Source organism: Paracoccus aurantiacus, assembly GCF_007993065.1.
GTDB classification, from domain to species: domain Bacteria; phylum Pseudomonadota; class Alphaproteobacteria; order Rhodobacterales; family Rhodobacteraceae; genus Paracoccus; species Paracoccus aurantiacus.
Genome location: NZ_VOPL01000005.1, coordinates 238862 through 263993 on the forward strand (window position 1 = coordinate 238862; position 25132 = coordinate 263993).

Here is a 25132-nt window from a genome sequence, read left to right on the forward strand (position 1 = left end):
AATCGGCGCGCGATGCGCAAGCGAATGTTGCATCGCGTCGGCTTGCCGGGGCGCGGCGGGATCGCTAACCAAGGGCCAAAGGAGATCCGTGATGAGCCTTAACAGCTTCGGCCATGTTTTCCGCGTCACCACCTGGGGCGAAAGTCACGGGCCGGCGCTTGGCTGCGTTATTGACGGCTGCCCCCCCGGCGTCGCGCTTGACGAGGGCTGGATTCAGCCCTTCATGGACCGCCGCCGCCCAGGCACGTCGAAGAACACAACCCAGCGGCAGGAAGCCGATCAGGTCCGCATCCTGTCGGGCGTGTTCGAGGGAAAGACCACAGGCACTCCCATCATGCTGATGATCGAGAACACCGATCAGCGGTCAAAGGATTATGGCGAGATCGCGAAGGCTTTCCGGCCGGGTCATGCGGACATCACGTATCACCAGAAATATGGCATCAGGGATTATCGCGGCGGCGGGCGGTCGTCGGCGCGCGAAACGGCGGCGCGGGTCGCGGCGGGTGCCGTGGCGCAGGCCGTGCTGCGAGATCTGGCGCCGAAGGTGCAGATCATCGGCTATATGGTCCAGATGGGCGAGATGCATCTGGATCGCGCAAATTTCGACGAAAGCGCCATTCGCGAAAACCCGTTCTTCCTGCCTGACGCCAGCGCCGCGCAGGCATGGGAGGATTATCTGACCGGCATCCGCAAGGCGCAGAACAGCGTTGGTGCCGCGCTTGAAGTGCTGATCCGTGGCTGCCCACCCGGTCTTGGTGCGCCCGTCTATGGCAAGCTGGACACGGACCTTGCTGCCGCGATGATGTCGATCAACGCCGTCAAAGGGGTCGAGATCGGCGAGGGCATGGCCGCCGCCGCCCTGACCGGTACCGCGAATGCCGACGAAATCCGCATGGGCCCGGATGGGCCGGAATATCTGTCGAACCATGCGGGCGGCATTCTGGGCGGTATTTCGACCGGGCAGGACATCGTGGTGCGCTTTTCGGTCAAGCCGACCTCGTCGATCCTGACGCCGCGCCGCACCATCAATGCCAAGGGCGAAGAAATCGAGCTGATTACCAAGGGCCGTCACGACCCCTGCGTCGGCATCCGCGCCGTTCCCGTGGCCGAGGCGATGGCCGCCTGTGTGGTCCTTGATCAGCTTTTGCTGGACCGCGCGCAGACAGGTGGTGTGCGCGGACAAATTGGCTGATGGGCACGACAAAGGAACAGGCTGCGGCGATCGTCGCCAAGCTGACACCGGCAGGCGAGGTCGTCGCTAGACCCATGTTCGGCGATTACGGCATCTATCTCGACGGGGTGATCTTTGGCGTAATCTGCGATGGGCAGCTTTTCATCAAGCCGACCGACGCAGCGCGTGCCGTCCTGCGCAATCCCGCCGAGGGGATTCCCTATCACAACGCCCGACCGCATCTGCGAATCGAGCCTGAAGATCTGGATGATCCGGGCCATATGGCGCGAATCCTGTCGCTGACTGTCGCAAACCTGCCAAAGAAGGCCGGAAAGAAGCGTTGATTCCGGGCCTCTGGTCGTCGGAATGCGAAAGAATCCCGTTTTATTTCATATGAATAATCTGCCCGGCGTTGGCTGTCACGAAACTGTCGCAAACCCGTCGCATAAGCGTCGCACTCCCCGCCTAGGGAAGGCGCAGGCAAATCGTGCCCCTCAATAACGTTCAGGAGTGATCCTATGAAATCCGTCAAGCTCACCGTTTCGGCCATTGCCGTCATCGCCGCCTCGGCCTCGGCCGCCGCTGCGCGTGACCAGGTCCAGGTCGCCGGTTCCTCGACCGTTCTGCCCTATGCCACCATCGTGGCCGAGGCTTTCGCCGAAAACACCGAGTTCGCGGCACCCGTCGTCGAAGGCGGCGGTTCCTCGGCCGGGCTGAAGCAGTTCTGTGAAGGCGTGGGCGAAAACACCATCGACGTCGCCAATGCAAGCCGCAAGATCAAGGACTCGGAAGTCGAGACCTGCAAGGCCAATGGCGTCGCCAATATCATGGAAGTCCAGTTCGGCTATGACGGCATCGTCTTTGCCAGCGACATCAATGGCCCCGATTTCGTGCTGACCCCGAAAGACGTGTTCCTGGCGCTCGCCGCCGAGGTTCCGGCCGACGGCGCGGTTGCCGCGAACGCTGCCGCGAACTGGTCGGACGTAAACCCCGATCTGCCCGCACAGCCGATCATGGCCTTCATTCCGGGAACCAAGCACGGCACCCGTGAAGTCTTCGAAGAAAAGGTCATGATGGCCGGCTGCGAGGAATCCGGTGCACTGGACGCGTTCAAGGCTGCGCATCCCGATGACGAAGATGCCGCCGAAGCCGCCTGCATCGCGATCCGCACCGACGGCAAGTCGGTCGATATCGACGGCGACTATACCGAGACGCTGGCCCGTATCGACAGCGACAAGAACGGTGTCGGGGTGTTCGGTCTTTCCTTCTACGAAAACAACACCGACAAGCTGAAGGTCGCGACCATGAACGGCGTCACGCCTTCGGTCGATACCGTTGCGTCGGGTGAATATCCGGTGTCCCGCCCGCTGTTCTTCTACGTCAAGAAGGACCATATCGGCGTGATCCCCGGCCTGAAGGAATATGCGGAATTCTTCGTCTCGGACGCGATTGCCGGCCCGGGCGGCCCGCTGGCGACCTATGGCTTGGTTCCCGATCCGAAGCTGGCCGATGTTCAGGCCGGTGTCGCCGACGAAGCGGTGATGCAGTAATGCACCCGGCCGGGCAGCCCCGCGTTGCCCGGCCCCCTGCGCCTTTTCGGGGGATAACATGCCCGTTTTCTGGATTGTCCTGATCGTTCTGGCGCTGTCGGCGGCAGGTTTTGTTCTGGGTCGCGGCCGCGTCATGGCGCAGGCCCAGGGCGACAGCCGAAAGCTGCATTCGCGTCCGGTCTATTACGGCTGGAGCGTTGCGCTTTACACCGCGCTTCCCGCCTTTCTGGTGCTGCTGATATGGCTGTTTGTCCAGCCGGTCATCATCCAGCGGTCGGTCAGCAAATACATCCCGGATGAGGCGATTGCCGAAGGTCAGACGCGCGGCATTGTCATGGGCGAAGCCAGCAAGATCGCCTCGACCCTGTCGGTGGCCGTCGGGCAGGACGTTCTGACCCGGCCCGAGGCGCTGACCCTGACGATGGACGATACCGAGCGGCTGGACCGTCTGAAGGCGGCGCAATTGCCGGTGCTGACCAAGCCTGATGTGCTTCGCGCGGCCCAGCAATATCTGCGCGCAACGCATATCGGATCGCTCTGGCTGGGGATCGTGACGCTGGCGCTGTCGGGGGCAGGGCTGGTCTTTGCCCTTTTGCGCATCCGCCCCGATTTCCGCGCGCGCAACGTGGTAGAGCGCGTGATGCGTGGCCTGCTGATCGGCTGTTCGACCATCGCGATTGCCACGACCGCAGGGATCGTATTGTCGCTGGTTTTCGAATCCATCAGCTTCTTCCGCCTTTATCCGTGGCAGGACTTCTTCTTCGGCACCGAATGGACGCCCAGTTTTGGCGGCGGCTCGAAGCTGGGGATGCTGCCGCTGCTTTGGGGGACGCTTTACATCTCGGTCATCGCGCTTCTGTTCGCGGTGCCGGTCGGCCTGTTCGCGGCGATCTATATGTCGGAATATGCGAGCCCCCGTGTCCGCTCGGTCGTGAAGCCTGCAATCGAGATCCTCGCGGGTATCCCGACAATCGTTTATGGTCTGTTCGCGCTTGTCACCGTCGGCCCGCTGATCCGCGACTGGCTGGCGCAGCCGATGGGGCTTGGCAACAGCGGCTCATCGGTCATGACGGCGGGCCTCGTGATGGGGGTGATGCTGATCCCCTTCGTCAGTTCCTTGTCGGACGACATCATCAATGCGGTGCCGCAATCCCTGCGCGATGGCAGTCTCGGGCTTGGCTCGACCCATTCGGAAACAATCCGCCAGGTCGTGTTGCCTGCCGCCCTGCCGGGCATCGTCGGTGCGGTGCTTCTGGCCGCGTCGCGCGCCATTGGCGAGACGATGATCGTCGTGCTGGGGGCCGGTGCGATGGCCCAGATCAGCGGCAACCCGTTCGAAGCGATGACCACAATCACCGTCAAGATCGTCGGTCAGCTGACCGGCGACAACGACTTTGCCAGCCCTGAAACGCTGGTTGCCTTTGCCCTTGGCCTGACGCTGTTCGTGCTGACGCTGGGGCTGAATATCTTCGCGCTCTATATCGTGCGCAAATACCGGGAGCAGTACGAATGACCGACGCGACCGACATGACCCCGATGAGCGCGCCCGCCGCGCGTCATACCAGCGGATCACTGCTGACCGCATCGGCCCGCACAAAGCGCCGCAACGCCGCCGAGACGCGCTTCAAGGCTTACGGTATCGCCGCTATCGCGATTGCGGTTCTGGCCCTGATGTTCCTGCTGTATTCGATTGTCCGCGACGGGGCGAGCGCGTTTCAGCAGACCTATGTGTCCCTTCCCGTGACGATCTCGGCAGAGGTCGTTGATCCGAAGGGAAACCGCGATCCGGCAGAAATGGCAAAGGTCATTTCGATGTCCTATGGCAAGGTGCTGGACGATTCCCTGAAGGCATGGATCGCGGCTGAAAACATTCAGATCCCCGATCTGTCCGAAGCAGACATCAAATCCTTCTTCTCGAACGAGGCGCAGGCGCGTCTGCGGGAAATGGTGCTGGCCGATCCGTCGATCATCGGGGAAACGCTGGACATGACGGCGCTGACCTCCAGCCGGGTGGATGGCATGTTCAAGGGGCGCGTGACCGAAGCATCGGCCGCGCTGGATGCCAAGACCTCGGTCGCGCAATACCAGCTTGCGCAGGCGATGAAGGACAAGGGCGCGCTGGTGACGAAGTTCAATACCGCCTTCATCACCAAGCCCGACGCATCCGACAACAGGGCCGAGGCCGCGGGGATCGGGGTGGCGATCCTGGGGTCGTTCTACATGATGCTGATCGTTCTGGTGCTGGCACTGCCGATAGGTGTCGCGGCCTCGATCTATCTGGAGGAATTCGCGCCAAAGAACCGCTTCACCGACGTGATCGAGGTGAATATCGCCAATCTCGCGGCGGTGCCTTCCATCGTGTTCGGCATTCTTGGTCTGGCGGCCTTCATCAACTTTGTCGGCCTGCCGCGATCAACGCCGATTGTGGGCGGGCTGGTTCTGACGCTGATGACGCTGCCGACGATCATCATCTCGACGCGCGCGGCGCTGAAATCGGTGCCGCCCTCGATCCGCGATGCGGCACTTGGCGTCGGCGCGTCGAAGATGCAGACCGTGTTCCATCATGTTCTGCCGCTGGCGATGCCTGGTATCCTGACTGGCACCATCATCGGGCTGGCGCAGGCGCTTGGCGAAACCGCGCCGCTTCTGCTGATCGGGATGGTGGCGTTTGTCACCACCTACCCATCGGCCCCGCCGGAAGGTTTCTTTGACCCCGCCTCGGCGCTGCCGGTGCAGGTCTATAACTGGACACAGCGCGCCGACCCGGCCTTTTTCGAACGGGCATCGGGGGCGATCATCGTGCTGCTGGTCTTCCTTCTTTGCATGAACCTGCTGGCGATCTTCCTGCGCCGCAAGTTCGAACGCCGCTGGTAAATTACGGTGGAGGGTGAAAACATGAACGATATGAGCCTTGTGGAGCGCGAAGTGACCCAGGACGACATCAAGATCACGGCGCGTGACGTGCAGGTCTATTATGGCGACAAACACGCCATCAAGGATGTGAATGTCGATATTCTCGACAAGACCGTAACGGCATTCATCGGGCCGTCGGGCTGCGGGAAATCGACCTTTCTGCGCTGCATAAACCGCATGAACGACACCATCGACATTGCGCGGATCGAGGGAAAGATCGCGCTTGATGGCGAGGACATCTATGACAAGCGCGTCGATCCGGTGCAGTTGCGCGCCAAGGTCGGGATGGTCTTTCAGAAGCCGAACCCCTTCCCGAAGTCGATCTATGATAACGTCGCTTACGGCCCCCGCATCCACGGCCTTGCCCGCAATCGCGCCGATCTGGACGAGATCGTGGAGAAATCGCTGCGCGGATCGGCGCTCTGGAACGAGGTCAAGGACCGCCTGCACGAACCCGGCACCGGCCTGTCGGGTGGCCAGCAGCAGCGTCTGTGCATTGCGCGCGCCGTCGCTACCGCGCCCGAGGTGCTGCTGATGGACGAACCCTGCTCGGCGCTCGACCCGATCGCCACCAGTCAGGTTGAAGAACTGATTGACCAGCTTCGCGAGGATTTCTCGGTCGTGATCGTGACCCATTCGATGCAGCAGGCCGCCCGTGTCAGCCAGAAGACCGCGTTCTTCCACCTTGGGAATCTGGTCGAATACGGCGACACGGACGACATTTTCACCCGCCCGCAGGACCCGCGGACGGAAAGCTATATCTCGGGCCGCATCGGCTGAGCGAGGGAGAGGAAGCAGGATGCAGAACGAAAGACATATCGCCTCGGCCTTCGACCGCGATCTGGAAACAATTCAGGCGCTGGTGGTGCGCATGGGCGGCATGGTCGAGCGCGCGATTGCCGATGCTGCGACCGCGCTGGAAAAAATGGACGAAGACCTGGCCGAAGACGTCCGTCGCCGCGACAAGCAGATCGACGCGCTGGATGCCCAAGTGAACGAGGAAGCGGCCCGGCTGATCGCACTGCGCGCGCCGACCGCGACCGATCTTCGGCTGGTGCTGACCGTCATCAAGATCTCGGCATCGCTTGAACGGGTCGGCGATTACGCCAAGAACATGGCCAAGCGCAGCCATGTGCTGGCTGGCCTGCCCGCAATCGACGGGGCGGGAATGGCGCTTCGGCGCATGTCGCTGACCGTTGACCGGATGCTGAAAGACGCGCTCGACAGTTATATCCAGCGCGATGCGGTGCTTGCCGGCGATGTGCGCGAGCGCGATCTCGAAGTGGACCAGATGTATAACGCGCTGTTCCGCGAATTCCTGACCTACATGATGGAAGACCCGCGCAACATCACCCCCTGCATGCACCTGCATTTCATCGCAAAGAATATCGAGCGCATGGGCGATCACGCGACCTCTATCGCGGAACAGGTGATCTATCTCGTGACCGGCGAGATGCCCGAGGATTCGCGGCCGAAGAAGGATGGTGTCGTCCAGACCGCCGGCGCCGATGCCCCCGAGACTTTGCTGAACCAGATCGAGGAATGATGCCATGGCCCGCCGCCAGAGTCCGTGCGTTCTGATAGTCGAGGATGAGGGTGCGCAGCGCGAGGTGCTGAAATACAATCTTGAAGCCGAGGGCTTTGACGTGGTCATGGCCGAGAACGGCGATGAGGCGCTGCTGCTTGTTCAGGAAGAACTGCCCGACCTTATCGTGCTCGACTGGATGCTTCCCAACGTATCCGGGATCGAGATCTGCCGCCGTGTGAAGGCGGACCCGGCCACTCGGCAGATTCCGATTGTCATGCTGTCAGCGCGCGGTGACGAGGTTGATCGTGTCCGCGGGCTGGAAACCGGCGCCGATGACTATGTCGTCAAACCCTATTCGGTCGTCGAACTGATGGCGCGCCTGCGGACGCAGTTGCGCCGCACCCGTCCGGCGACGATGGGCGAAAGGCTGAGCTTCAGCGACATCATCCTTGACGCGGGCGAACATCGGGTCTTTCGGGCCGGTCAGGCGCTGCATCTGGGCCCGACCGAGTTCCGGCTGTTGTCCACGCTGATGGAAAAACCGGGCCGCGTCTGGACCCGAGAGCAATTGCTGGACCGTGTCTGGGGGCGCGACATCTATGTCGATACCCGGACCATAGATGTCCATGTCGGCAGGCTGCGCAAGGCATTGATGCAGAATGGCGGCGACAATCCGGTGCGGACAGTGCGCGGTACCGGCTATGCGCTCGGCTGAGGGATCGGGCTGCGCCGTCTAAAAATCGAGCTGCGCGTAATGTGGTGCCGGGTGCAGTCCCGGCACCTGATCGGCAAGAACGCCCCGGAACGCCGGGCGCGACTTGATCGTCGCATACCATTGCCGCACCAGATCCGAACGGTCCCAGTCCACGTCCGAGATGTAATCCAGACATGAGAAATGGGCCGCCGCAGCAAAATCGGCGATGGTCAGCGAGGGCCCGGCCAGCCAGCGACGTTCTTCCAGCAGGCTGTGCATGTAATCAATATGCGCCTTGATCGCCGCCAGCCCGGTCTTGACCATGCGCGAATCCGGATAGCCGGTTTTCTGAACTTTCTTCCAGACCCGCTCGTTCAGGACCGGGCGCGTTGCCTCGGCGTTGAACTTGTCGTCGAACCACGCGCAAAGGCGGCGCACCTCGTACCGTCCGGCGGCGCTTTCCGGCATCAGCGGCGGGTTCGGCACCGTTTCATCCAGATATTCGCAAATCGCCTGACTTTCCGCCAGAAGCATCCCGTCATGACGCAGAACCGGGATCTTCCCGGCAGGATTGCGGCGGAACAGCTCCGGCCCCTGTTCCCAATAGCGTTCTTCGGCCAGTTCGACCTCGATGCGCTTTTCGGCCAGCACCAGCCGCACCTTACGCGAAAATGGTGAGAGCGGCGTGTGATAAAGCCGCGAGGGTTGCCCGGCTTGCGGGCGCGTGGCGGTGGCGGTGGGGGCGTATGGCTCGGTCATGATGGGGTGATACGCGAAGCGGCAGGGTTTTTTCAACTATGCGCGATCCTGCTTGGCAAGGGGCTGCCTGCATTGCCCCCGGACCGGCAGGGCGTTATGTCATGGACGCAGTCAGGAAAGGGCAGCGATGGCACATAAGGTCTTCATCGACGGAGAGGCTGGCACGACCGGACTTCAGATCCGCGATCGGCTTGCCGGGCGCGACGACATTCAGTTGATTCAGATCGACCATGACCTTCGCAAGGACGCCAATGCTCGCCGCGCCTGTTTCGAGGCTGCCGACGTGGCGATTCTTTGCCTTCCCGACGATGCCGCGCGCGAGGCGGTAGCATTGGCGGCTGACCTGCCGGTGCGTCTGATCGACGCCTCGACCGCGCATCGGGTCGATCCGGACTGGGTCTATGGCTTTCCCGAACTGACCGCTGGCGCGCGCCAGCGCATCGCCGATGCAGGGCGGGTCGCCAATCCCGGCTGCTATGCGACCGGGGCGATTGCAATGATCCGCCCGCTGCTGGATGCCGGACTGATCGGACCCGAGGAGGGCGCTTCGATCAATGCCGTATCGGGTTACACGGGCGGCGGGAACGCGATGATCGCCGAGTTCGAGAGGGGTGATGCCGCGCCGCAATTTCTTTACGCGCTAAGCCAGCACCACAAACATATCCCGGAAGTCATGGCGATGACCGGGCTGGCCGTTCAGCCGGTCTTTGCGCCCTCGGTCGGAACCTTCGCGCAGGGCATGGCGGTTTCGCTGCCGCTGCATCTGGGCGGCGCGCGCACGCTGTCATCGCTGCATGGCGCATTGTCCCAGCATTATGCCGGTGCCGAATTCGTCCGCGTCCGCGAGGCCGAAGAAATCGGCGCGCGTATCGACGCCACGGCCCTGAATGGCACGAACATGCTGGAAATCTCTGTTCATGGTGACGACGCGGCGGGTTGCGCGGTTGTGGTCGCGGTGTTGGACAATCTTGGCAAGGGTGCGTCCGGCGCGGCGGTTCAGAACATGAACATCATGCTGGGCATCGACGAAGGGGCAGGGCTATGAGCGGCAGGAAACCAGTTGTCCTTTGCATTCTCGACGGTTGGGGGATTTCCGACCGCCCGGAACAGAGCGCGCCGGATCAGGCCGAAACCCCGACAATGGACCGCCTGCTGTCCACCTGCCCGAACTCCACGCTGATTACCTATGGCCCCGATGTGGGGCTGCCGAAGGGCCAGATGGGCAATTCCGAGGTCGGTCACACCAATATCGGTGCCGGTCGGGTGGTGGCGATGGATCTGGGCCAGATCGACCTCGCCATCGAAGATGGCAGTTATTACGAAAATACCGGCCTTGGTGATTTCGTCGCCAAGCTGAAGGAAACCGGGGGCACCGCGCATCTCATGGGCGTCGTTTCGGACGGGGGCGTGCATGGGCATATCCAGCATGTCATCGCTTCGGCCCGCGCGGTCGCGGAAAAGGGCGTGCCGGTGGTCATCCACGCGATTACCGACGGACGCGACGTGCCGCCGAAATCGGCGATGGGCTTCATCACGGAATTGCAGGGCAGCTTACCCAAGGGCGCGCGCATCGGCACGGTCATCGGGCGCTATTTCGCGATGGATCGCGATAATCGCTGGGACCGCGTTGGCCGCGCCTATGCCGCAATGGTGGCCGGTCAGGCAGAGTTCAGCGCCCCCGATGCCGCGCAGGGAGTCGAATTGGCTTACGCGCGCGAAGAAACCGATGAATTCATCAAGCCCACCGTGATCGGCGATTACAAAGGCGCGCAGGACGGCGACGGCTTCTTCTGCCTGAACTTCCGCGCCGACCGAGCAAGGGAAATACTATCCGCCATTGGCGCCCCGAAGTTCGATGCTTTCGATACCGGGGTGCGCCCGAAATGGGCGGCTCTGTTGGGAATGGTCGATTATTCTGCTGCGCACGACGCTTTCATGAATGCGGCCTATCCCAAGCGGCAGGTGCAGAACACGCTTGGCGCGTGGGTGGCATCGAAGGGGTTGCGCCAGTTCCACTTGGCCGAGACAGAGAAGTATCCGCATGTCACCTTCTTCCTGAACGGCGGCAAGGAAGCGCCTGAACATGGCGAGGATCGCCACATGCCGGCCAGCCCCAAAGTCGCGACCTATGATCTGGAACCGGAGATGGCAGCGGACGAGGTTGGCGACTGGCTCGTGAAGGCGATCGAGGACGGATATGACCTGATCGTCGTGAATTTCGCCAATCCCGACATGGTCGGCCATACCGGCAGCCTGCCTGCCGCGGTGAAAGCGTGCGAAGCAGTGGACCGCAATCTCGGTCGGGCGATCGCGGCGCTTGAAAAGGCGGACGGGGCGGCGGTCATCATCGCCGATCACGGCAATTGCGAAACGATGATCGACCCCGAAACCGGGGGCCCGCACACGGCGCATACGACGAACCCGGTGCCGGTGATCGTCTATGGTGATCCTGCTGCCACGGCACTTCGCGCGGGTGGCCGGCTGGCCGATGTCGCGCCAACGGTTCTGGACCTGATGGGGCTGGATCTTCCGCCCGAAATGACGGGCCAGAGCCTGATCGAGCGGGCATGAGGATCGCATCGTCCCTGCTTGCTGCCGCGATGCTGGCACTGCCCGTCGGTTCTGCCGTCGCCGAAACCCCTGCCGGCGACGACGCCGCGCGCGCCGCATATCAGCTGCGCGAGGCGACCGGACGGCTGGAAGCCGCGCTCAGCAAGGACGATCAGGTGACCGCGCTGACCGACATGATACATGCCTATGAAACCGGGCTGACTGCCCTTCGCGTCGGGTTGCGTCAGGCCGGCATCCGCGAGCAGGAAGTGCGCAGCGAATGGGAAGCGCGCCGCGGCGAATTGTCGAAGATCATCGGGGTCATGACCGCGATGCAGCAATCCCCCGAAACGCTGATGCTTCTGCATCCGGCAGGCCCCGAGGCGACGGCGCAGTCAGGGATGATCCTGTCCACAGTCGTGCCGGGGCTGCGCGAGGAAGCCGACGAGTTGAAAGCCGGTCTTGACAAGATCGCGGATGTCCGCGCGCTTCAGCAGGACGCGGCAGATACGCTTGCCGAAGGTCTGGGCCGGGTGCAGGAGGCGCGTCGCCTGCTGGCCAGTGCGGTCAAGGATCGCTCGACCATGCCGAAGCGTTTTGCCGAGGACCCGGCAGAGTTGCAGGCGCTGGAAAAGTCGGCCTCGACGCTTGATGCCTTCGCCGAGGGCATTGCGGATATGGAATCCGATGTCGGCCCCCCACTCGCTGATTTCGAAGGCGCACAGGGATCGCTGCCGCTGCCGGTCATGGGCCAGGTCCTTCGCCGCTATGACGAACCTGATGCGGCGGGCATCGAACGGCCCGGCCTCGTGATCTCCACGCCGCCGGCCGCGCTGGTGACGGCCCCGTGGGCGGCAACGATCCGCTATCGCGGGCCACTGCTGGACTATGGCAATGTGATGATTCTTGAGCCGTCAAAGGATTATCTGATCGTGCTGGCCGGTCTGGCGCAGGTCTTCGGCGAGGTCGGCGACGTTCTCGCGGCGGGCGAGCCGGTCGGGCTGATGGGCGGCACAGAGCCGTCATCGCAGGAATTTGGCATTGATTTCGTGGTAAATGCCGCGACCGGCAAGAATGCTGACCAGACGGAAACCCTTTATCTCGAACTTCGCAAGGACAAGCAGACGCTGGACCCGGCGGAATGGTTCGTGCTCAATCACATCGTTGATGATAAGCAGACGCAGGCAGAAGAACAGGCGGACACGCAATGAAGAAATATCTGATCGCGGGCATAGGCGGAGGCTTGGCCGGTCTGCTGTTGACAACGCAACTGGCCGAACCCCTTCTGGCGCAGGATTCCGGGCCGAATACTTCGGTTTACGAGCAACTGGATCTGTTCGGCAATGTGTTCGAACAGGTGCGCAGCCAGTATGTCGAGGAAACAGAGCCCAAGAAGCTGATTGAGGCGGCCATCAACGGCATGCTGCAATCGCTCGACCCGCATTCCTCATTTCTGCCGGCAGACGATTACGCCGATATGCAGACCCAGACGCGGGGCAGCTTTGGTGGGCTGGGGATAGAGGTCAGCCAGGAAGACGGGCTGGTCAAGGTCATCACCCCGATGGACGACACGCCTGCGGCCGAAGCGGGGGTGAAGGCGGGCGATTTCATCACCCACGTGAATGGCGAGCCGCTGATGGGCCTGACGCTGGACCAATCGGTGGACATGATGCGTGGCGAGGTCGGCTCGGAAGTCACTGTCACGATCCTGCGCGAAGGCGAGCAGGAGCCGTTCGATCTGAAGATGGTGCGCGACACGATCAAGCTGACCGCGGTGAAAGGCCGGACCGAAGGCCATGCCGTCGTCCTGCGCATCGCGACCTTCAACGACGAAACCATGTCGTCACTTGAAGCCGATCTGAAAAAAGCGGTCGAGGAACTTGGCGGTATCGACAAGGTCACGGGCTTCGTGCTGGATCTTCGAAACAATCCCGGCGGTTTGCTGGATCAGGCGATCTATGTGTCAGACGCGTTCCTCGACAAGGGCGAGATCGTCTCGACACGGGGCCGGACCCCGGACGAGAGCGAAGCGTGGAATGCGACGCCGGGCGATCTGGCGGGCGGCAAGCCGATCGTGGTTCTGATCAATCGCGGTTCGGCCAGTGCGTCCGAGATCGTGACAGGTGCGCTTCAGGATCACCGCCGCGCAATTGTGGTGGGCGAGAAATCCTTCGGCAAGGGCTCGGTTCAGACCGTGCTGCCTGTCACATCCGACAGCGCCATGCGACTTACGACGGCGCGGTATTACACGCCGTCGGGCCGCTCGATCCAGGCGCTTGGCATCAACCCCGACATTCTGGTCGCGCAACCGACGCCGAAACCGACGGATGCCGAAGCTGACACACCCCGGACGGAATCGAGCTTCAGCACTTCTGAAGCCGACCTGCGCGGGGCGCTGAACAATGACAGCTATTCTGACGAGGAAAAGCGCCAGCTTGAAGAGGAAGCCGCAGAGGTCGAGGCGACAGCCAAGCTGCGCGAGGAGGATTACCAGCTTGCCTACGCCATCGACATCCTCAAGGGATTGGCTGCGGTCGAATTCAGTGCCGACGCCGTGCCGGAAGGCGCAAAGCCCGCCGTGACCGGCGAGGATTCGGGCACCGAAGGCCAACCGGCCACGGACGCGCCGGAAATGCAGGACGATGGCACCGCACCGGGCGACGGTGCTGCAGAAGCCCCGGCCGGCGCACAATGACCGAGGCGGATGGCGGCGCGCGGCTTGGCCCGGCAGGGCTGCCATACCGGCCCTGCGCAGGTGTGGTTCTGGTCAACGATGACGGCCTCGTCTTTGCCGGACTGCGCATAGATACCACCGCCGAGGCGTGGCAGATGCCGCAGGGCGGTATCGACAAGGGAGAAACCCCGGTCGAGGCCGCGATCCGCGAATTGGGCGAGGAAACGGGCCTGCCCCCCGAGTCGGTCGAGATAGAGGCCGAGGCCGAAGACTGGGTCTATTACGACTTGCCGCCCGAACTTGTCGGCAAGATCTGGAAGGGCAAATATGGCGGTCAGCGCCAGAAATGGGTGCTGATGCGTCTGACCGGCGACGACGCGCAGATCAATATCGCGACCGAGCATCCCGAGTTCCACAAATGGACCTGGATGCGGGCAGACGATCTTGTCAAGACGATCGTGCCCTTCAAGCGCGCGGTCTATGAACAGGTCTTTGCGGCCTTTCGCGACAGACTGGCCTGAAGCCGCCCGAACGCATCGGAAGCGGCCCGGAAGGTTTTAACCGGGCCGCCTGCGCTCAGTCGCAGCCGTTCGGGTCGAAATCGTCGATGATCTCGACAGCTTCGCGCGCCGTCTCGACATAGCGGAAAAGATCAAGATCGCCTTCGCTGATCGTGCCGGCTTTGGCAAGCGCTTCCCAGTTGATGACCTGATCCCAGAATTCGCGACCGAACAGCAGCATCGGCACGCGCTTCATACGCCCGGTCTGCATCAGGGTCAGTGTTTCGAACAGCTCATCCAGGGTGCCAAACCCGCCCGGGAAAACCGTAATGGCGCGCGCGCGCAGCAGGAAATGCATCTTCCGGATCGCGAAATAGTGGAAGTTGAATGACAGGTCCGGCGTCACGAATTCGTTCGGTGCCTGCTCGTGCGGCAGCACGATCCCAAGCCCGATCGACTGCCCGCCGGCATCATGCGCGCCGCGGTTCCCTGCCTCCATCACGCCCGGCCCGCCGCCCGTGCAGATGACGAAATCGCGGCCATAGGTTTCCAGGCTGCGTTCCGTCATCAATTTGGCGAATTCATAGGCCTCTTCGTAATATTTCGACATCTCCGCAAGCGCTTCGGTGCGCGCGTCCTCGCGGTGGTCCGGGGCCGGGATGCGCGCGCCGCCGAACATCACCACGGTCGATTCGATGCCGCGTTCGTCCAGGATCATCTGCGGCTTCAGCAGCTCCAGCTGCAGGCGGACGGCTCGCAACTCCTCGCGCAGCAGGAATTCTGTATCCGCAAAGGCCAGTTTGTAGGCAGGCGCGCGGGTCTGCGGTGTGTCCGGGGTCTTTTCGGCCGATTTGGCGTCTTCGCGGCTATGCGGGAAGGGGTGGGCGCGGGCTTCGTCTTCGGTCATGTCGGCCTCTGATAGGGGCAGGCGCATTGCGCCAGTGTTCTCTCACGCTTATAGCCCTGTGCAACCAGTTTCCACCCTGACCGAGGAGAGATTCATGTCGAACGACGCGCTGGAAAAGGCCATCGAGACCGCTTGGGAAGACCGCGACGCGATCACCCCCGCCACCACCGGCGAGACGCGCGAGGCGATCGAGGACACCCTCAACGCGCTCGACAGCGGTGCGCTTCGCGTGGCCGAAAAGCGTGGCGGGGATTGGCATGTGAACCAATGGGCCAAGAAGGCGGTGCTGCTTGGCTTCCGGATCAAGGACATGGAAATGCAGTCGGGCGGCCCGCAGGGCGGCGGCTGGTGGGACAAGGTCGACAGCAAGTTCGCGGACTGGGGCGACAACCAGTGGCGCGAGGCAGGTTTCCGCGCTGTGCCGAACTGCATCGTGCGCAAATCCGCCTTTATCGCTAGGGGCGTGGTGCTGATGCCCAGCTTCGTGAACCTGGGCGCCTATGTCGATGAAGGTGCGATGGTTGACACCTGGGCCACGGTGGGTTCCTGCGCGCAGATCGGCAAAAACGTCCATCTTTCCGGCGGTGTCGGCATCGGCGGTGTGCTGGAACCCATGCAGGCAGGTCCGACCATCATCGAGGATAACTGCTTCATCGGTGCCCGTTCCGAAGTGGTCGAGGGCTGCATCATCCGCGAAGGCTCGGTTCTCGGGATGGGGGTGTTCATCGGCAAATCCACCAAGATCGTCGATCGTGAAACGGGCGAGGTCATGTATGGCGAGGTTCCGGCCGGTTCGGTCGTGGTCGCGGGCTCCATGCCGTCGAAGAACGGCATCAACCTTTACTGCGCCGTGATCGTGAAGCGCGTCGATGAAAAGACCCGGTCCAAGACGTCGATCAACGAACTGCTGCGCGACTGAGCGCGGCTGTGGCGCGCGGCCTGCCTGTCAGCCCGCCGCGCGCCTTTGCAATATCGTGACAAGCGTATCGCCATAGCGCCGCTGGTCGAGAAGGTCGAACCCGCCGGGCAGGCGGGGTGGACTGCTTTCTTCCCAAACGATGATCGCATCGGACGCGAGCCAGCCACCATCTATCGCTGATTGCAGTGCCGCCTCGCCCTTGCTGTGGCCATAGGGCGGGTCCATGAAAACCAGATCGTAGCCTGAGCCCCGGTTCGGACCCAGACGCGTTGCATCGCGTCGCCAGACATCCGTGACACCCATGGCGCGGGCTTTTTCTATATTGCTGCGAAGCAGGGCGCGCGCGGCGGTGCCGTCATCGACGAAGGCAACCCGCGCAGCGCCACGCGACAACGCCTCAAGCCCGAGCGCGCCGGTTCCCGCGAACAGGTCCAGCACGCGACGCCCGCTGATCGTGATACCAAGGCTGTTGATGAGAAGATTGAACATCGTCTCGCGCACCCGGTCCGTCGTCGGCCGCAGATGCGCGGCCGGGTCGCCCGCGCCGATTTCGGCCAGTTTCAGGCCGCGAAGATTGCCGCCGATGATCCTCAAAGCAACTCCTTTACAGGCGTGGACGGATCGCCGACCCGCGCGGGGTCCGGGCTGCGCCCGGCCTCGATCAACCGCTTGCCGACCATATAGGCGCGGGCATCGTTCAGTGCATCCACCGCGATCAGCCTGTCCTGCGCGTAATACCAGACCGAACCGCTTTGGGCGCCTTCGCCCGGACGCGATACAGTCCGGTCATAGCCCGCATTCAGACCGGCAATCTGCAGCTTTGCGTCATACTGATCGGACCAGAACCAGGGCTTGGGGTCATAATCGCGCGCCGCGCCCAGCATGTTGTCGGCGACAAGTTCAGCCATGTCGATTGCGTTGCCAACACTTTCCAGCCTGATCCTCTGGCCGCGCCACGGGAAGGATGCGCAATCGCCGGCAGCCCAGATCGCCGGGTCGGATGTCTGACCGCGGGCATTGCAGGCGATGCCATTGTCGACCACCAGACCCGCATCGGCTGCCAGCCCTGTTTCGGGCGCTATACCGATCCCCAGCACGACCAGATCGGCGGGCAGGCTGCGCCCATCCGCCAGTTCAATGCTGGTGACGCGGTCCGCACCCAGCAACCGGTTCACGCTCGCGCCTTCGATGATGTCGACGCCATGCGCACGATGCAGTTCGCGGATCATGTCCGCAGTTTCGGGCGCCGCGACACGTCCCAGGATACGCGGGGCGGCCTCGACCAGCGTTACATCAAGCCCCAGCTTTCGCGCGACCGCCGCCGCTTCCAGCCCGATATAGCCGCCACCGATGACGACAAGCCTTCGCCCGGCCTGTAGGTCCGGTCGCAATTGCGCAATATCGTCCAGATTGCGCAGCGTGTGAACCCTGCCGAGATCGCCGCCAATCTGTCCGGGAAGGCGATGCGGAACCGCACCAAGCGTCAGCGCGAGCTGATCGTAAGGCACGGGCCCCGCCGTCGTCTCAATATGGCCAGCAATACGGTCGATCCGGGTCGCGCGTGTCCCCGTCAGCATCGTGATCCCCTGCTCCTGCCACCAGTCATCAGCGCGAAGGGTCAGCCGTTCGAGTGGCATGTCACCAAGAAGATAGGCCTTCGACAAAGGCGGGCGCTGATACGGAAACGCCGCTTCCTCGCCTATGATGGTGATGCCGCCATCATGTCCGATCCCGCGAAGCTTCGCTGCCAAGGACGCGGCCGCCTGTCCCGCGCCGAGTATCACGATATTCATGACGATCCCCTTTCGGGAACGTCATGGCCTGCCGGCGCAAGGGGCGCAAGTGCCATGATTCGCGGCTTGACAATAACTTTGCTCGGGTCCAATTAGCCGCCTGATGGGGCCGTAGCTCAGTTGGTAGAGCGCGTCGTTCGCAATGACGAGGCCAGGGGTTCGATTCCCCTCGGCTCCACCAGCTTTCATGCTTTCGTTATGGACGCGCCGATTTCGTCGATGTCGTCTCAACATATGAACCGGCGCGAACGGCGGATTCTGGTGAGAAACTGCGGCCTGCAGTCACGGCGTTCCTTGAGCTGCAGGTTGGCCTGTCTCAACAACCTGAACCCTCGTCGGCCAGCAACGTCTTCCGCCCTCAACAGCAGGTGACCGTCCATCCACAGCGTGGACGACGTCCAGCGTTGTGGCCCACGCTTCCCTTGTGACAGCATGAGCACAGCGATGGCACGGGATTAAGGGCATTATCGCCTGAACACTGTGCCGCGCCCGCGGGCGCGGCGCCGGTCGTCGTCACGCTGCTGCCAGCGCCCCGGCTTTCAGACCATCATGGCAGGCCACGATCTGCACCGCTGCATCCGCCGCCTCGCGGCCCTTTTTCACGAAATGATCCATGAAGAAGCCATGATGTTCGGATGAGGGCTGGAAATGGTGTGGTGTCAACGAAACCGAAAGCACTGGCACGCCGGTCTTCATGCCGGCCTCCATCAGCCCGGACACCACCGCCTGTGCGACGAAATCGTGCCGGTAGATGCCTCCATCGACCACCAGAGCCGCCGCCGCGACGGCGGCATAGTCGCCGCTTTGCGCCAGCTTCTGTGCCAGCAGCGGCATTTCAAACGCGCCAGGCACGTCAAAACTGTCGACCGTGGCGGTCACGCCAAGTTCCTGCAGACGCTGCTCGAATCCGGTGAGCGCCTGATCGACGATATCGGCATGCCAGCGCGCCTTGATGAAGGCGAATTTAAGGGATTTTGTCATAGCTCCAGGTCCTTTCAACATGACAAGATCCCAGGGCTTCAAAAGCGCCCGGACCGCTGGTCCGACCGCTCCATTCTCTCTCATCCGGACTGTAACCGTCGGCCCCGGAATTTCACCGGATCTGCTGACCCTTCCTTCCGGAAGGCGCTCGCGGGCTGTGACCGCCGGTGGGGAGTTCCGCCCCGCCCTGAGAATGCAGTTTAACTAGGGTCGCGGCAGAGTTCTGTCAATGCGGCCCGGCAAATCTGATCCTTCATGGGTCAGGTGCCGGTGTTCAACAAAATGATCAGGGTCGGGGCTGACGGACAGGTTCAACCCGGATGCGCCGAGGTGCTGTCGCGGATCACCAGTTCGACCGGCAGGATCTTTTCCTCCTCGCCCTCCTTGCCCTCAATCAGTGCCAGCAGCGTTTCGGCGGCCTGCCGGCCAAGCTCGGCGCGGTGCTGGCGGATCGTCGTCAGCGGGGGCAGGGTGTAGGCGGACATCTCGATATTGTCGAAGCCGACAACCGAGATGTCCTGCGGCACGCGGCGTCCGCCTTGGGTAAGCCCGTTCATCAGGCCGATTGCCATCTCGTCATTGTCGCAGAAGACGGCGGTTGGCATGGTCGTCATCGACAGGATCTGCAGAGCCGCCTGGTGGCCCGAGCGCAGCGAGAAATCGCCGTGGATCACGCGATCATCGGCAGTGATGTTCAGCCCGGCCTCGGCGAGCCCCTGCTGAACGCCCGCGCGCCGGGATGTGGTCAGCGAGTTCATCAGCGGCCCCGTCAGATGGAGAATGTCGTGATGCCCCAGCCCTGCCAGATGCTGTATCGCGAGATTGCTTCCAGCGGCATTGTCGGCAAGAACCTTCGGCGCGGAAAGCCCCTTGATCCATTCGCAGGCTTGCACGACCGGCGGACAATTGGGCCTCTGGAACAGATCCGGGCTGAGCCTGCCGTCAAGAACGATCACACCGTCCGAATGTGAGCGGGTCAGATAGCTGCCGATGCCTTGCGGGGCATTCGCGTCGCCCACCATCGTATCGAGCACAAGAAGATTAAGGCCCTTTCCGCGCAGCACGTCCGCGATGCCCGATAGAATGACCGAGAAGAACGGATTGGCAAGCTTCGGAACCAGCGCCAGCACCGCGCCAACCTGCTGCTGGCGCAGGTTGCGCGCGGTGACGTTCAGCGTATAGCCAGTCTCTGCAATCGCGCTTTCCACCGCGATCCGTGTCGCCTCGGCGACGATTGCGGGGTTCGACATAACCCTGCTGACGGTCGCGACCGAAACGCCCGCGCGCTGCGCAACGTCGTGAATTCTGGGCGGTCTTTTCTGCTGTGTCACGCGATGCTGCCCTTTGTGTCTGTCGGCTATTGATTCGCGAAAACGGGGGTATTGTAAACCTTTTCATTCTGTGACAGATTGCCGTGAAACCGATTACATATCAAGAATCGGTTCTGGGGCGGAGACCGGGGGGAATATGAAAACGATCAAGGGTCCTGGGCTGTTTCTGGCCCAGTTCGTCGGCACGAAAACGCCGTTCGACAGCTTCGATGCGATAACCCGATGGGCTGCCGATCAGGGCTATCTGGGTGTACAGGTGCCGTCGGGCGAAGCGGCGCTGATGGACCTTGATCTTGCTGCGACCTCTCAAGACTACTGTGATGAACTGCTTGGCCGCGCCCGCAAAAGTGGCGTCGAAATCACGGAGCTTTCGGCCCATATTCAGGGGCAGCTTGTCGCTGTTCACCCGGCCTATGACGAGGCGTTCGACGGTTTTGCACCGGCATCTGTTCGGGGCAATCCCAAGGCTCGGCAAGCCTGGGGTGTCGAGCAGGTCACGAAAACCGTGGATGCCTCGGCCAATCTGGGCCTCGACAGAATGGCCGCGTTCTCGGGCGCGTTGGCATGGCCGTATCTTTACCCTTGGCCTCAGCGTCAACCGGGGCTGGTCGAGGCAGCATTCGATGAACTGGCGACCAGATGGCGCCCGATCCTTGACCATGCCGAGGAACGCGGCGTCGATATCTGTTTCGAGATCCATCCCGGAGAGGATCTGCACGACGGCACCACATTCGAGATGTTCCTTGACCGCGTGGATCAGCACCCGCGCGCACGCATGCTTTACGACCCGTCGCACTATATCCTTCAACAGCTTGATTATCTGGAAAATATCGACATCTACGCCGAGCGCATCGGCATGTTCCATGTCAAGGATGCCGAATTCAATCCGACCGGCCGGCAGGGTGTCTATGGCGGGTATCAGGGCTGGAGCGATCGCGCCGGTCGCTTCCGCAGCCCCGGCGACGGTCAGGTTGACTTCAAGGCCGTCTTTTCCAAGCTCACGCAATATGACTTCGACGGCTGGGCGGTCGTCGAATGGGAATGCGCGCTGAAGCACCCCGAAGACGGCGCGCGGGAAGGCGCGCAGTTCGTGCGCGATCATATCATCCGTGTGACAGACCGCAGTTTCGACGACTTCGCCGACAGCGGCACAGACGCGGCAGCCAACCGCCGGATGCTGGGCCTGGAGGGATAAGAGTGGATAGACACAGACCTATCAGACTGGGAATGGTCGGCGGAGGTGCCGGCGCGCTGATCGGAAATGTCCACCGCATCGCCGCGCGGATGGACGGCGAATATGTGCTGGTGGCCGGGGCGCTGTCGTCCACACCGGAAAGATCCGCCGAAAGCGCGGCCCGGCTGGGTATCGCTTCGGACCGCAGCTACGCAGACTTCGACGACATGGCGCGTGCAGAGGCGGCGCGCGATGACGGGATCGAGGCTGTGACCATCTGCACGCCGAACCACCTTCATTTCCCCGCGGCGCGGGCGTTTCTCGCGCAGGGCATCCACGTCATCTGCGACAAGCCGATGACGGTATCGCTGGAACAGGCGCATGAGCTTGCCGAACTGGTGCGCCAGTCGGATGCGCTTTTCGTGCTGACCCACAACTATTCTGCCTATCCGCAGATCCGGCAGGCGCGGGCGATGATCGAACGCGGCGATCTGGGCGATCTGCGGCTGGTGCAGGTCGAATATGCGCAGGACTGGCTGACGGAAGCGTCGGGCAGCAAGCAGGCGGAATGGCGCGGCGATCCCGCCAAGGCGGGGGCGGGCGGCGCGATTGGCGATATCGGCACCCATGCCTTCCAGTTGGCGAATTTCGTCACCGGCATGGCGCCCGACCAGATTGCCGCCGACCTGTCCAGCTTCGTTCCCGGTCGCAAGCTGGACGACAATGCCAATATCCTGATGCGCTATGCATCTGGTGCGCGCGGGATGCTTTGGGCGTCGCAGGTCGCGCCGGGCACCGAAAACGGGCTGAAGCTGCGGGTGTACGGTGACAAGGGCGGTCTGGAATGGTCGCATGAGACGCCCGAAACGTTGTGGTTCACGCCATTCGGCCAGCCAGCGCAGAAGCTGCGCCGCAATGGGCCGGAGACGGTCGAGGGGCTGGGGCGTCTCAGCCGTACGCCTGCCGGTCACCCCGAAGGCTATCTGGAAGGCTTTGCAAACATTTATGCCGAAGCCGCGACAGCGATCCGCGCCCGTCAGGCTGGCGAGGCCCCGCCTGACGGATTGGCCACACCGGGCGTCGATGACGGGCTGACGGGACTGTTCTTCATCGACGCCTGCATCCGTTCCAACGCGCAAAACGCGGCATTCGTGACGGTGATGCCATGAGCGAGCCGATACTTGCGCTGAAGGGCGTGACGAAGTCGTTCGGCCCGATCGAGGTTCTGCACGGCGTGGATTTTGCGCTGCGCCCCGGCGAGGTCCACGCCCTGATCGGCGAGAATGGTGCCGGCAAGTCCACGACGATGAAAATTCTTGCCGGCTATCTGTCGCAGACCAGGGGCGAGATCATCCTTGACGGTAAACCGATCGAGTTTACCGGGTCCGATCAGGTCGAGGATCTGGGGATCATCATGATCCACCAGGAATTCAACCTCGCCGAACATCTCTCTGTCGATCAGAACGTGTTCCTGGGGCGAGAGCTGAAGCGCGGCTGGCGGCTGGATCACCGCGCGATGCGAACGCGCACGGCAGAGCTGATGTCGCGACTGGAAAGCCGGGCGGACCCGGCGACGCCGGTCAGCGAAATCTCTGTCCCGGAAAAGCAGATGGTCGAAATCGCAAAGGCGCTTTCGCGTCAGGCGCGTGTGCTGATCATGGACGAACCGACTGCGGTGCTGACCGAACGCGAGACAGAGGTTCTGTTTCGTCAGGTCGAACGTCTGCGCGACGAGGGCGTGGCAATCCTTTACACCTCTCACAAGCTGGGCGAGGTCAAGCGGATTGCCGACCGGGTGACGGTGCTGCGCGACGGGATCATGGTCCGTTCGGACCTGATCGACGACGTGACAGAGGATGACATGGCCACCGCCATGGTCGGGCGCGAGCTTTCGGACCTTTACCCGCCCAAGTCGGACCGCGGGGCGGAGCCGATCCTTGAAGTCAGCAATGTCAGCGTCCGCGGCGTTGTAGAGAATGCAAGCCTGACCCTGCATCGTGGCGAAGTGCTGGGCATTGGCGGTCTTGTCGGGTCGGGCCGCACCGAGCTGGCAGAAGCGATTGCAGGGCTGCGCCCGCGCACCGGCACTGTCATGCTGAAGGGTCAGCCGCTGGCCGCCGGGCAGGTTGCGCAGGCGATGAAAGCCGGGCTGGTCTATCTGACCGAAGACCGCAAGGGCGCGGGCCTGCTGTTGGAAAAATCGCTGCGCGAGAACCTTACCCTGCCGTTGCTCAAGGATTTTGGCCGCCCGCTAATCGACCGCAAGCGCGAGGAGGCGGCGCTTGACCGCGCCATCGAGGATTTCGCCATCAAGGTTCCGGCCCGCAACATGGCGGTGGGCGATCTGTCGGGGGGCAACCAGCAGAAGCTTCTGCTGGCCAAGACGCTTCTCAGCGACCCCGATGTCGTCATCATAGACGAGCCGACGCGGGGCATTGATATCGGCACGAAGCAACAGGTCTATAACCTGATCGCCGATCTTGCAGCCGGCGGGCGCAGCATCATCGTCATCTCATCCGAAATGCCCGAACTGATCGGCCTCGCCTCGCGTGTCGTCGTCATGCATGCGGGCCGCGTCGCGGGCGAACTGGCAGGCGACGCCGTGACCGAAAACGGGATCGTGCGACTGGCGATGGGTATGGAGCAGAGCGGAAAGGAGAACGCGGCATGAGCGCGGAAAGTATCTCGAATACCGGTGCCGCGCGCGCCCGCAAGGTTGATCTTCGGGTCATCGGCCCGCTGGTGGCACTGGTGGTGCTGATCCTGATCGGGGTCATGCTGAATCCGAATTTCCTCAGCTATTCCAACGTCACCAACGTGCTGGCGCGCTCGGCCTTTATCGGCATCATCGCCATTGGCATGACCTTTGTCATTACCGCCGGGGGGCTGGACCTGTCGGTCGGCTCAATGGCAGCTTTCGTCGCCGGGCTGATGATCATGGCGATGAACTGGCTGAGCGTCAGCATGGGCGACAGCGTCGTCGTGATCCTGCTGGGCATCGTGCTGGCCTTGGGTGCCGGACTTGCGGCGGGCTTTATCAACGGCATCCTGATCACGCGCGCCGGGATCGAGGCATTCATCCTGACGCTCGGGACCATGGGCATCTATCGCAGCCTGATTACCTGGCTGGCCGATGGCGGCACGCTGTCGCTCGGCAGCGGGCTGAGCAGTCTATACAGCCCGGTCTATTACGGCGGCATTCTGGGGTTGAGCTGGCCGATCATCGTATTCGCGCTGCTGGCGATCCTGGGCGAGATCGTGATGCGCCATACCGCGTTCGGACGCCATTGCGCGGCAATCGGATCGAACGAAAAGGTCGCGCGCTATTCCTCGGTCCATGTGCAGCGCGTCAAGCTTGCAACCTATGTGCTGCTGGGGCTGTCGGTCGGGATCGCGGTGGTCATGTATGTGCCGCGCCTCGGTTCTGCCTCGGCGACCACCGGCCTTTTGTGGGAGCTTGAGGCGATTGCCGCGGTCATTATCGGCGGCACCCTGCTGAAGGGCGGCTTCGGCCGCGTCTGGGGCACCGTGGTCGGGGTGCTGATCCTGTCGCTGATCAGCAACCTGCTGAACCTGACCGACTTCGTCAGCCCGTATCTGAACGGTGCCATTCAGGGCGTCGTCATCATTCTGGCCGTCGTATTGCAACGCAATAGCGGCCCCGCACGATAACGAAAATCCAAGGAGG

24 protein-coding genes, 1 tRNA gene and 1 riboswitch are annotated in these 25132 nt (G+C 62.6%); of the genes, 19 read left to right on the forward strand and 6 right to left on the reverse strand.

Annotation, left to right across the window (positions count from 1 at the left end):
- Nucleotides 1-91: 91 nt before the first annotated feature.
- The 8 genes from aroC to phoB all read left to right on the forward strand — a co-directional run bounded on the left by aroC (nucleotide 92) and on the right by phoB (nucleotide 7877).
- Nucleotides 92-1192 (forward strand): chorismate synthase, encoded by a 1101-nt coding sequence (gene aroC, locus FQV27_RS13690; protein ID WP_147099481.1) that lies wholly within the window; start codon nucleotides 92-94, stop codon nucleotides 1190-1192.
- Nucleotides 1192-1515 (forward strand): TfoX/Sxy family protein, encoded by a 324-nt coding sequence (locus FQV27_RS13695; RefSeq protein WP_147099483.1) that lies wholly within the window; start codon nucleotides 1192-1194, stop codon nucleotides 1513-1515. Before aroC ends, FQV27_RS13695 begins: the two co-directional genes overlap by 1 nt.
- 174 nt (nucleotides 1516-1689) lie before the next feature.
- Entirely contained in the window at nucleotides 1690-2721 is a 1032-nt protein-coding gene (locus FQV27_RS13700) for a substrate-binding domain-containing protein (protein WP_147099485.1), read from the forward strand.
- Between the two features lie 58 nt (nucleotides 2722-2779).
- Complete coding sequence (gene pstC, locus FQV27_RS13705) at nucleotides 2780-4234, forward strand: phosphate ABC transporter permease subunit PstC (RefSeq protein WP_147099487.1); 1455 nt, start codon at nucleotides 2780-2782, stop codon at nucleotides 4232-4234.
- Nucleotides 4235-4248: 14 nt separating this feature from the next.
- Nucleotides 4249-5595 carry a phosphate ABC transporter permease PstA gene (gene pstA / locus FQV27_RS13710; protein WP_147099591.1) on the forward strand — a complete coding sequence of 449 codons (1347 nt, stop codon included), beginning with the start codon at nucleotides 4249-4251 and terminating at the stop codon, nucleotides 5593-5595.
- 21 nt (nucleotides 5596-5616) lie between these two features.
- Nucleotides 5617-6414: a phosphate ABC transporter ATP-binding protein PstB gene (gene pstB, locus FQV27_RS13715; RefSeq protein WP_147099489.1), complete on the forward strand. Its 798-nt coding sequence runs from the start codon at nucleotides 5617-5619 to the stop codon at nucleotides 6412-6414.
- Nucleotides 6415-6433: 19 nt separating this feature from the next.
- Nucleotides 6434-7180 (forward strand): phosphate signaling complex protein PhoU, encoded by a 747-nt coding sequence (gene phoU, locus FQV27_RS13720; protein WP_147099491.1) that lies wholly within the window; start codon nucleotides 6434-6436, stop codon nucleotides 7178-7180.
- A gap of 4 nt (nucleotides 7181-7184) precedes the next feature.
- Nucleotides 7185-7877: a phosphate regulon transcriptional regulator PhoB gene (gene phoB / locus FQV27_RS13725; RefSeq protein ID WP_147099493.1), complete on the forward strand. Its 693-nt coding sequence runs from the start codon at nucleotides 7185-7187 to the stop codon at nucleotides 7875-7877.
- Between the two features lie 18 nt (nucleotides 7878-7895).
- On the opposite strand, the gene fzlA is transcribed toward phoB, so the two are convergent.
- Nucleotides 7896-8615 carry an FtsZ-binding protein FzlA gene (fzlA, locus tag FQV27_RS13730; protein ID WP_147099592.1) on the reverse strand — a complete coding sequence of 240 codons (720 nt, stop codon included), beginning with the start codon at nucleotides 8613-8615 and terminating at the stop codon, nucleotides 7896-7898.
- 127 nt (nucleotides 8616-8742) lie between these two features.
- Here fzlA and argC point away from each other — a divergent pair, with 127 nt between their 5' ends.
- The 5 genes from argC to FQV27_RS13755 are packed head-to-tail and all read left to right on the forward strand — an operon-like array spanning nucleotide 8743 to nucleotide 14360.
- On the forward strand, nucleotides 8743-9660 hold the full coding sequence (argC, locus tag FQV27_RS13735) for an N-acetyl-gamma-glutamyl-phosphate reductase (protein ID WP_147099495.1): 918 nt from the start codon (nucleotides 8743-8745) through the stop codon (nucleotides 9658-9660).
- Nucleotides 9657-11186: a 2,3-bisphosphoglycerate-independent phosphoglycerate mutase gene (gene gpmI, locus FQV27_RS13740; RefSeq protein ID WP_147099497.1), complete on the forward strand. Its 1530-nt coding sequence runs from the start codon at nucleotides 9657-9659 to the stop codon at nucleotides 11184-11186. The genes argC and gpmI overlap by 4 nt, the downstream gene beginning before the upstream one ends.
- Entirely contained in the window at nucleotides 11183-12376 is a 1194-nt protein-coding gene (locus FQV27_RS13745; protein ID WP_147099499.1) for a murein hydrolase activator EnvC family protein, read from the forward strand. The genes gpmI and FQV27_RS13745 overlap by 4 nt, the downstream gene beginning before the upstream one ends.
- The gene (locus FQV27_RS13750; protein WP_147099501.1) at nucleotides 12373-13860 is read left to right on the forward strand and encodes a S41 family peptidase; all 1488 of its coding nucleotides are present in this window, start codon (nucleotides 12373-12375) and stop codon (nucleotides 13858-13860) included. Before FQV27_RS13745 ends, FQV27_RS13750 begins: the two co-directional genes overlap by 4 nt.
- A complete protein-coding gene (locus tag FQV27_RS13755; protein ID WP_147099503.1) occupies nucleotides 13857-14360 on the forward strand; it encodes an RNA pyrophosphohydrolase in 504 nt (167 codons plus the stop codon). Before FQV27_RS13750 ends, FQV27_RS13755 begins: the two co-directional genes overlap by 4 nt.
- A gap of 55 nt (nucleotides 14361-14415) precedes the next feature.
- On the opposite strand, the gene FQV27_RS13760 is transcribed toward FQV27_RS13755, so the two are convergent.
- Nucleotides 14416-15246 (reverse strand): LOG family protein, encoded by an 831-nt coding sequence (locus tag FQV27_RS13760; RefSeq protein ID WP_147099505.1) that lies wholly within the window; start codon nucleotides 15244-15246, stop codon nucleotides 14416-14418.
- Nucleotides 15247-15340: 94 nt separating this feature from the next.
- Between FQV27_RS13760 and dapD the strand changes: the two genes are divergently transcribed.
- Entirely contained in the window at nucleotides 15341-16165 is an 825-nt protein-coding gene (gene dapD, locus FQV27_RS13765) for a 2,3,4,5-tetrahydropyridine-2,6-dicarboxylate N-succinyltransferase (protein ID WP_147099507.1), read from the forward strand.
- Nucleotides 16166-16192: 27 nt separating this feature from the next.
- Here the strand turns inward: dapD and rsmD are convergent, their stop codons facing one another.
- Nucleotides 16193-16759, reverse strand: a complete 567-nt coding sequence (rsmD, locus tag FQV27_RS13770; protein ID WP_147099509.1) for a 16S rRNA (guanine(966)-N(2))-methyltransferase RsmD — start codon at nucleotides 16757-16759, stop codon at nucleotides 16193-16195.
- Nucleotides 16756-17958: an NAD(P)/FAD-dependent oxidoreductase gene (locus FQV27_RS13775; RefSeq protein WP_147099511.1), complete on the reverse strand. Its 1203-nt coding sequence runs from the start codon at nucleotides 17956-17958 to the stop codon at nucleotides 16756-16758. The genes rsmD and FQV27_RS13775 overlap by 4 nt, the downstream gene beginning before the upstream one ends.
- Before the next feature lie 105 nt (nucleotides 17959-18063).
- Between FQV27_RS13775 and FQV27_RS13780 the strand changes: the two genes are divergently transcribed.
- Nucleotides 18064-18139 (forward strand) — tRNA-Ala (locus FQV27_RS13780).
- Between the two features lie 332 nt (nucleotides 18140-18471).
- Here the strand turns inward: FQV27_RS13780 and FQV27_RS13785 are convergent.
- Both FQV27_RS13785 and FQV27_RS13790 read right to left on the reverse strand, forming a co-directional pair.
- Nucleotides 18472-18939 (reverse strand): 6,7-dimethyl-8-ribityllumazine synthase, encoded by a 468-nt coding sequence (locus FQV27_RS13785; RefSeq protein ID WP_147099513.1) that lies wholly within the window; start codon nucleotides 18937-18939, stop codon nucleotides 18472-18474.
- Between the two features lie 68 nt (nucleotides 18940-19007).
- A riboswitch (FMN riboswitch) is annotated at nucleotides 19008-19138 on the reverse strand.
- Nucleotides 19139-19250: 112 nt separating this feature from the next.
- The gene (locus FQV27_RS13790) at nucleotides 19251-20270 is read right to left on the reverse strand and encodes a LacI family DNA-binding transcriptional regulator (RefSeq protein ID WP_147099515.1); all 1020 of its coding nucleotides are present in this window, start codon (nucleotides 20268-20270) and stop codon (nucleotides 19251-19253) included.
- Nucleotides 20271-20406: 136 nt separating this feature from the next.
- On the opposite strand from FQV27_RS13790, the gene FQV27_RS13795 reads away from it, so the two are divergent.
- From FQV27_RS13795 to FQV27_RS13810, 4 genes are read left to right on the forward strand one after another with little or no spacing between them, the layout of a single operon-like run.
- On the forward strand, nucleotides 20407-21465 hold the full coding sequence (locus FQV27_RS13795; RefSeq protein ID WP_147099516.1) for a sugar phosphate isomerase/epimerase family protein: 1059 nt from the start codon (nucleotides 20407-20409) through the stop codon (nucleotides 21463-21465).
- A gap of 32 nt (nucleotides 21466-21497) precedes the next feature.
- Nucleotides 21498-22613, forward strand: a complete 1116-nt coding sequence (locus FQV27_RS13800) for a Gfo/Idh/MocA family protein (RefSeq protein ID WP_147099518.1) — start codon at nucleotides 21498-21500, stop codon at nucleotides 22611-22613.
- Complete coding sequence (locus FQV27_RS13805) at nucleotides 22610-24115, forward strand: sugar ABC transporter ATP-binding protein (protein ID WP_147099519.1); 1506 nt, start codon at nucleotides 22610-22612, stop codon at nucleotides 24113-24115. The genes FQV27_RS13800 and FQV27_RS13805 overlap by 4 nt, the downstream gene beginning before the upstream one ends.
- The gene (locus tag FQV27_RS13810; RefSeq protein WP_147099521.1) at nucleotides 24112-25116 is read left to right on the forward strand and encodes an ABC transporter permease; all 1005 of its coding nucleotides are present in this window, start codon (nucleotides 24112-24114) and stop codon (nucleotides 25114-25116) included. Before FQV27_RS13805 ends, FQV27_RS13810 begins: the two co-directional genes overlap by 4 nt.
- Nucleotides 25117-25132: the final 16 nt, after the last annotated feature.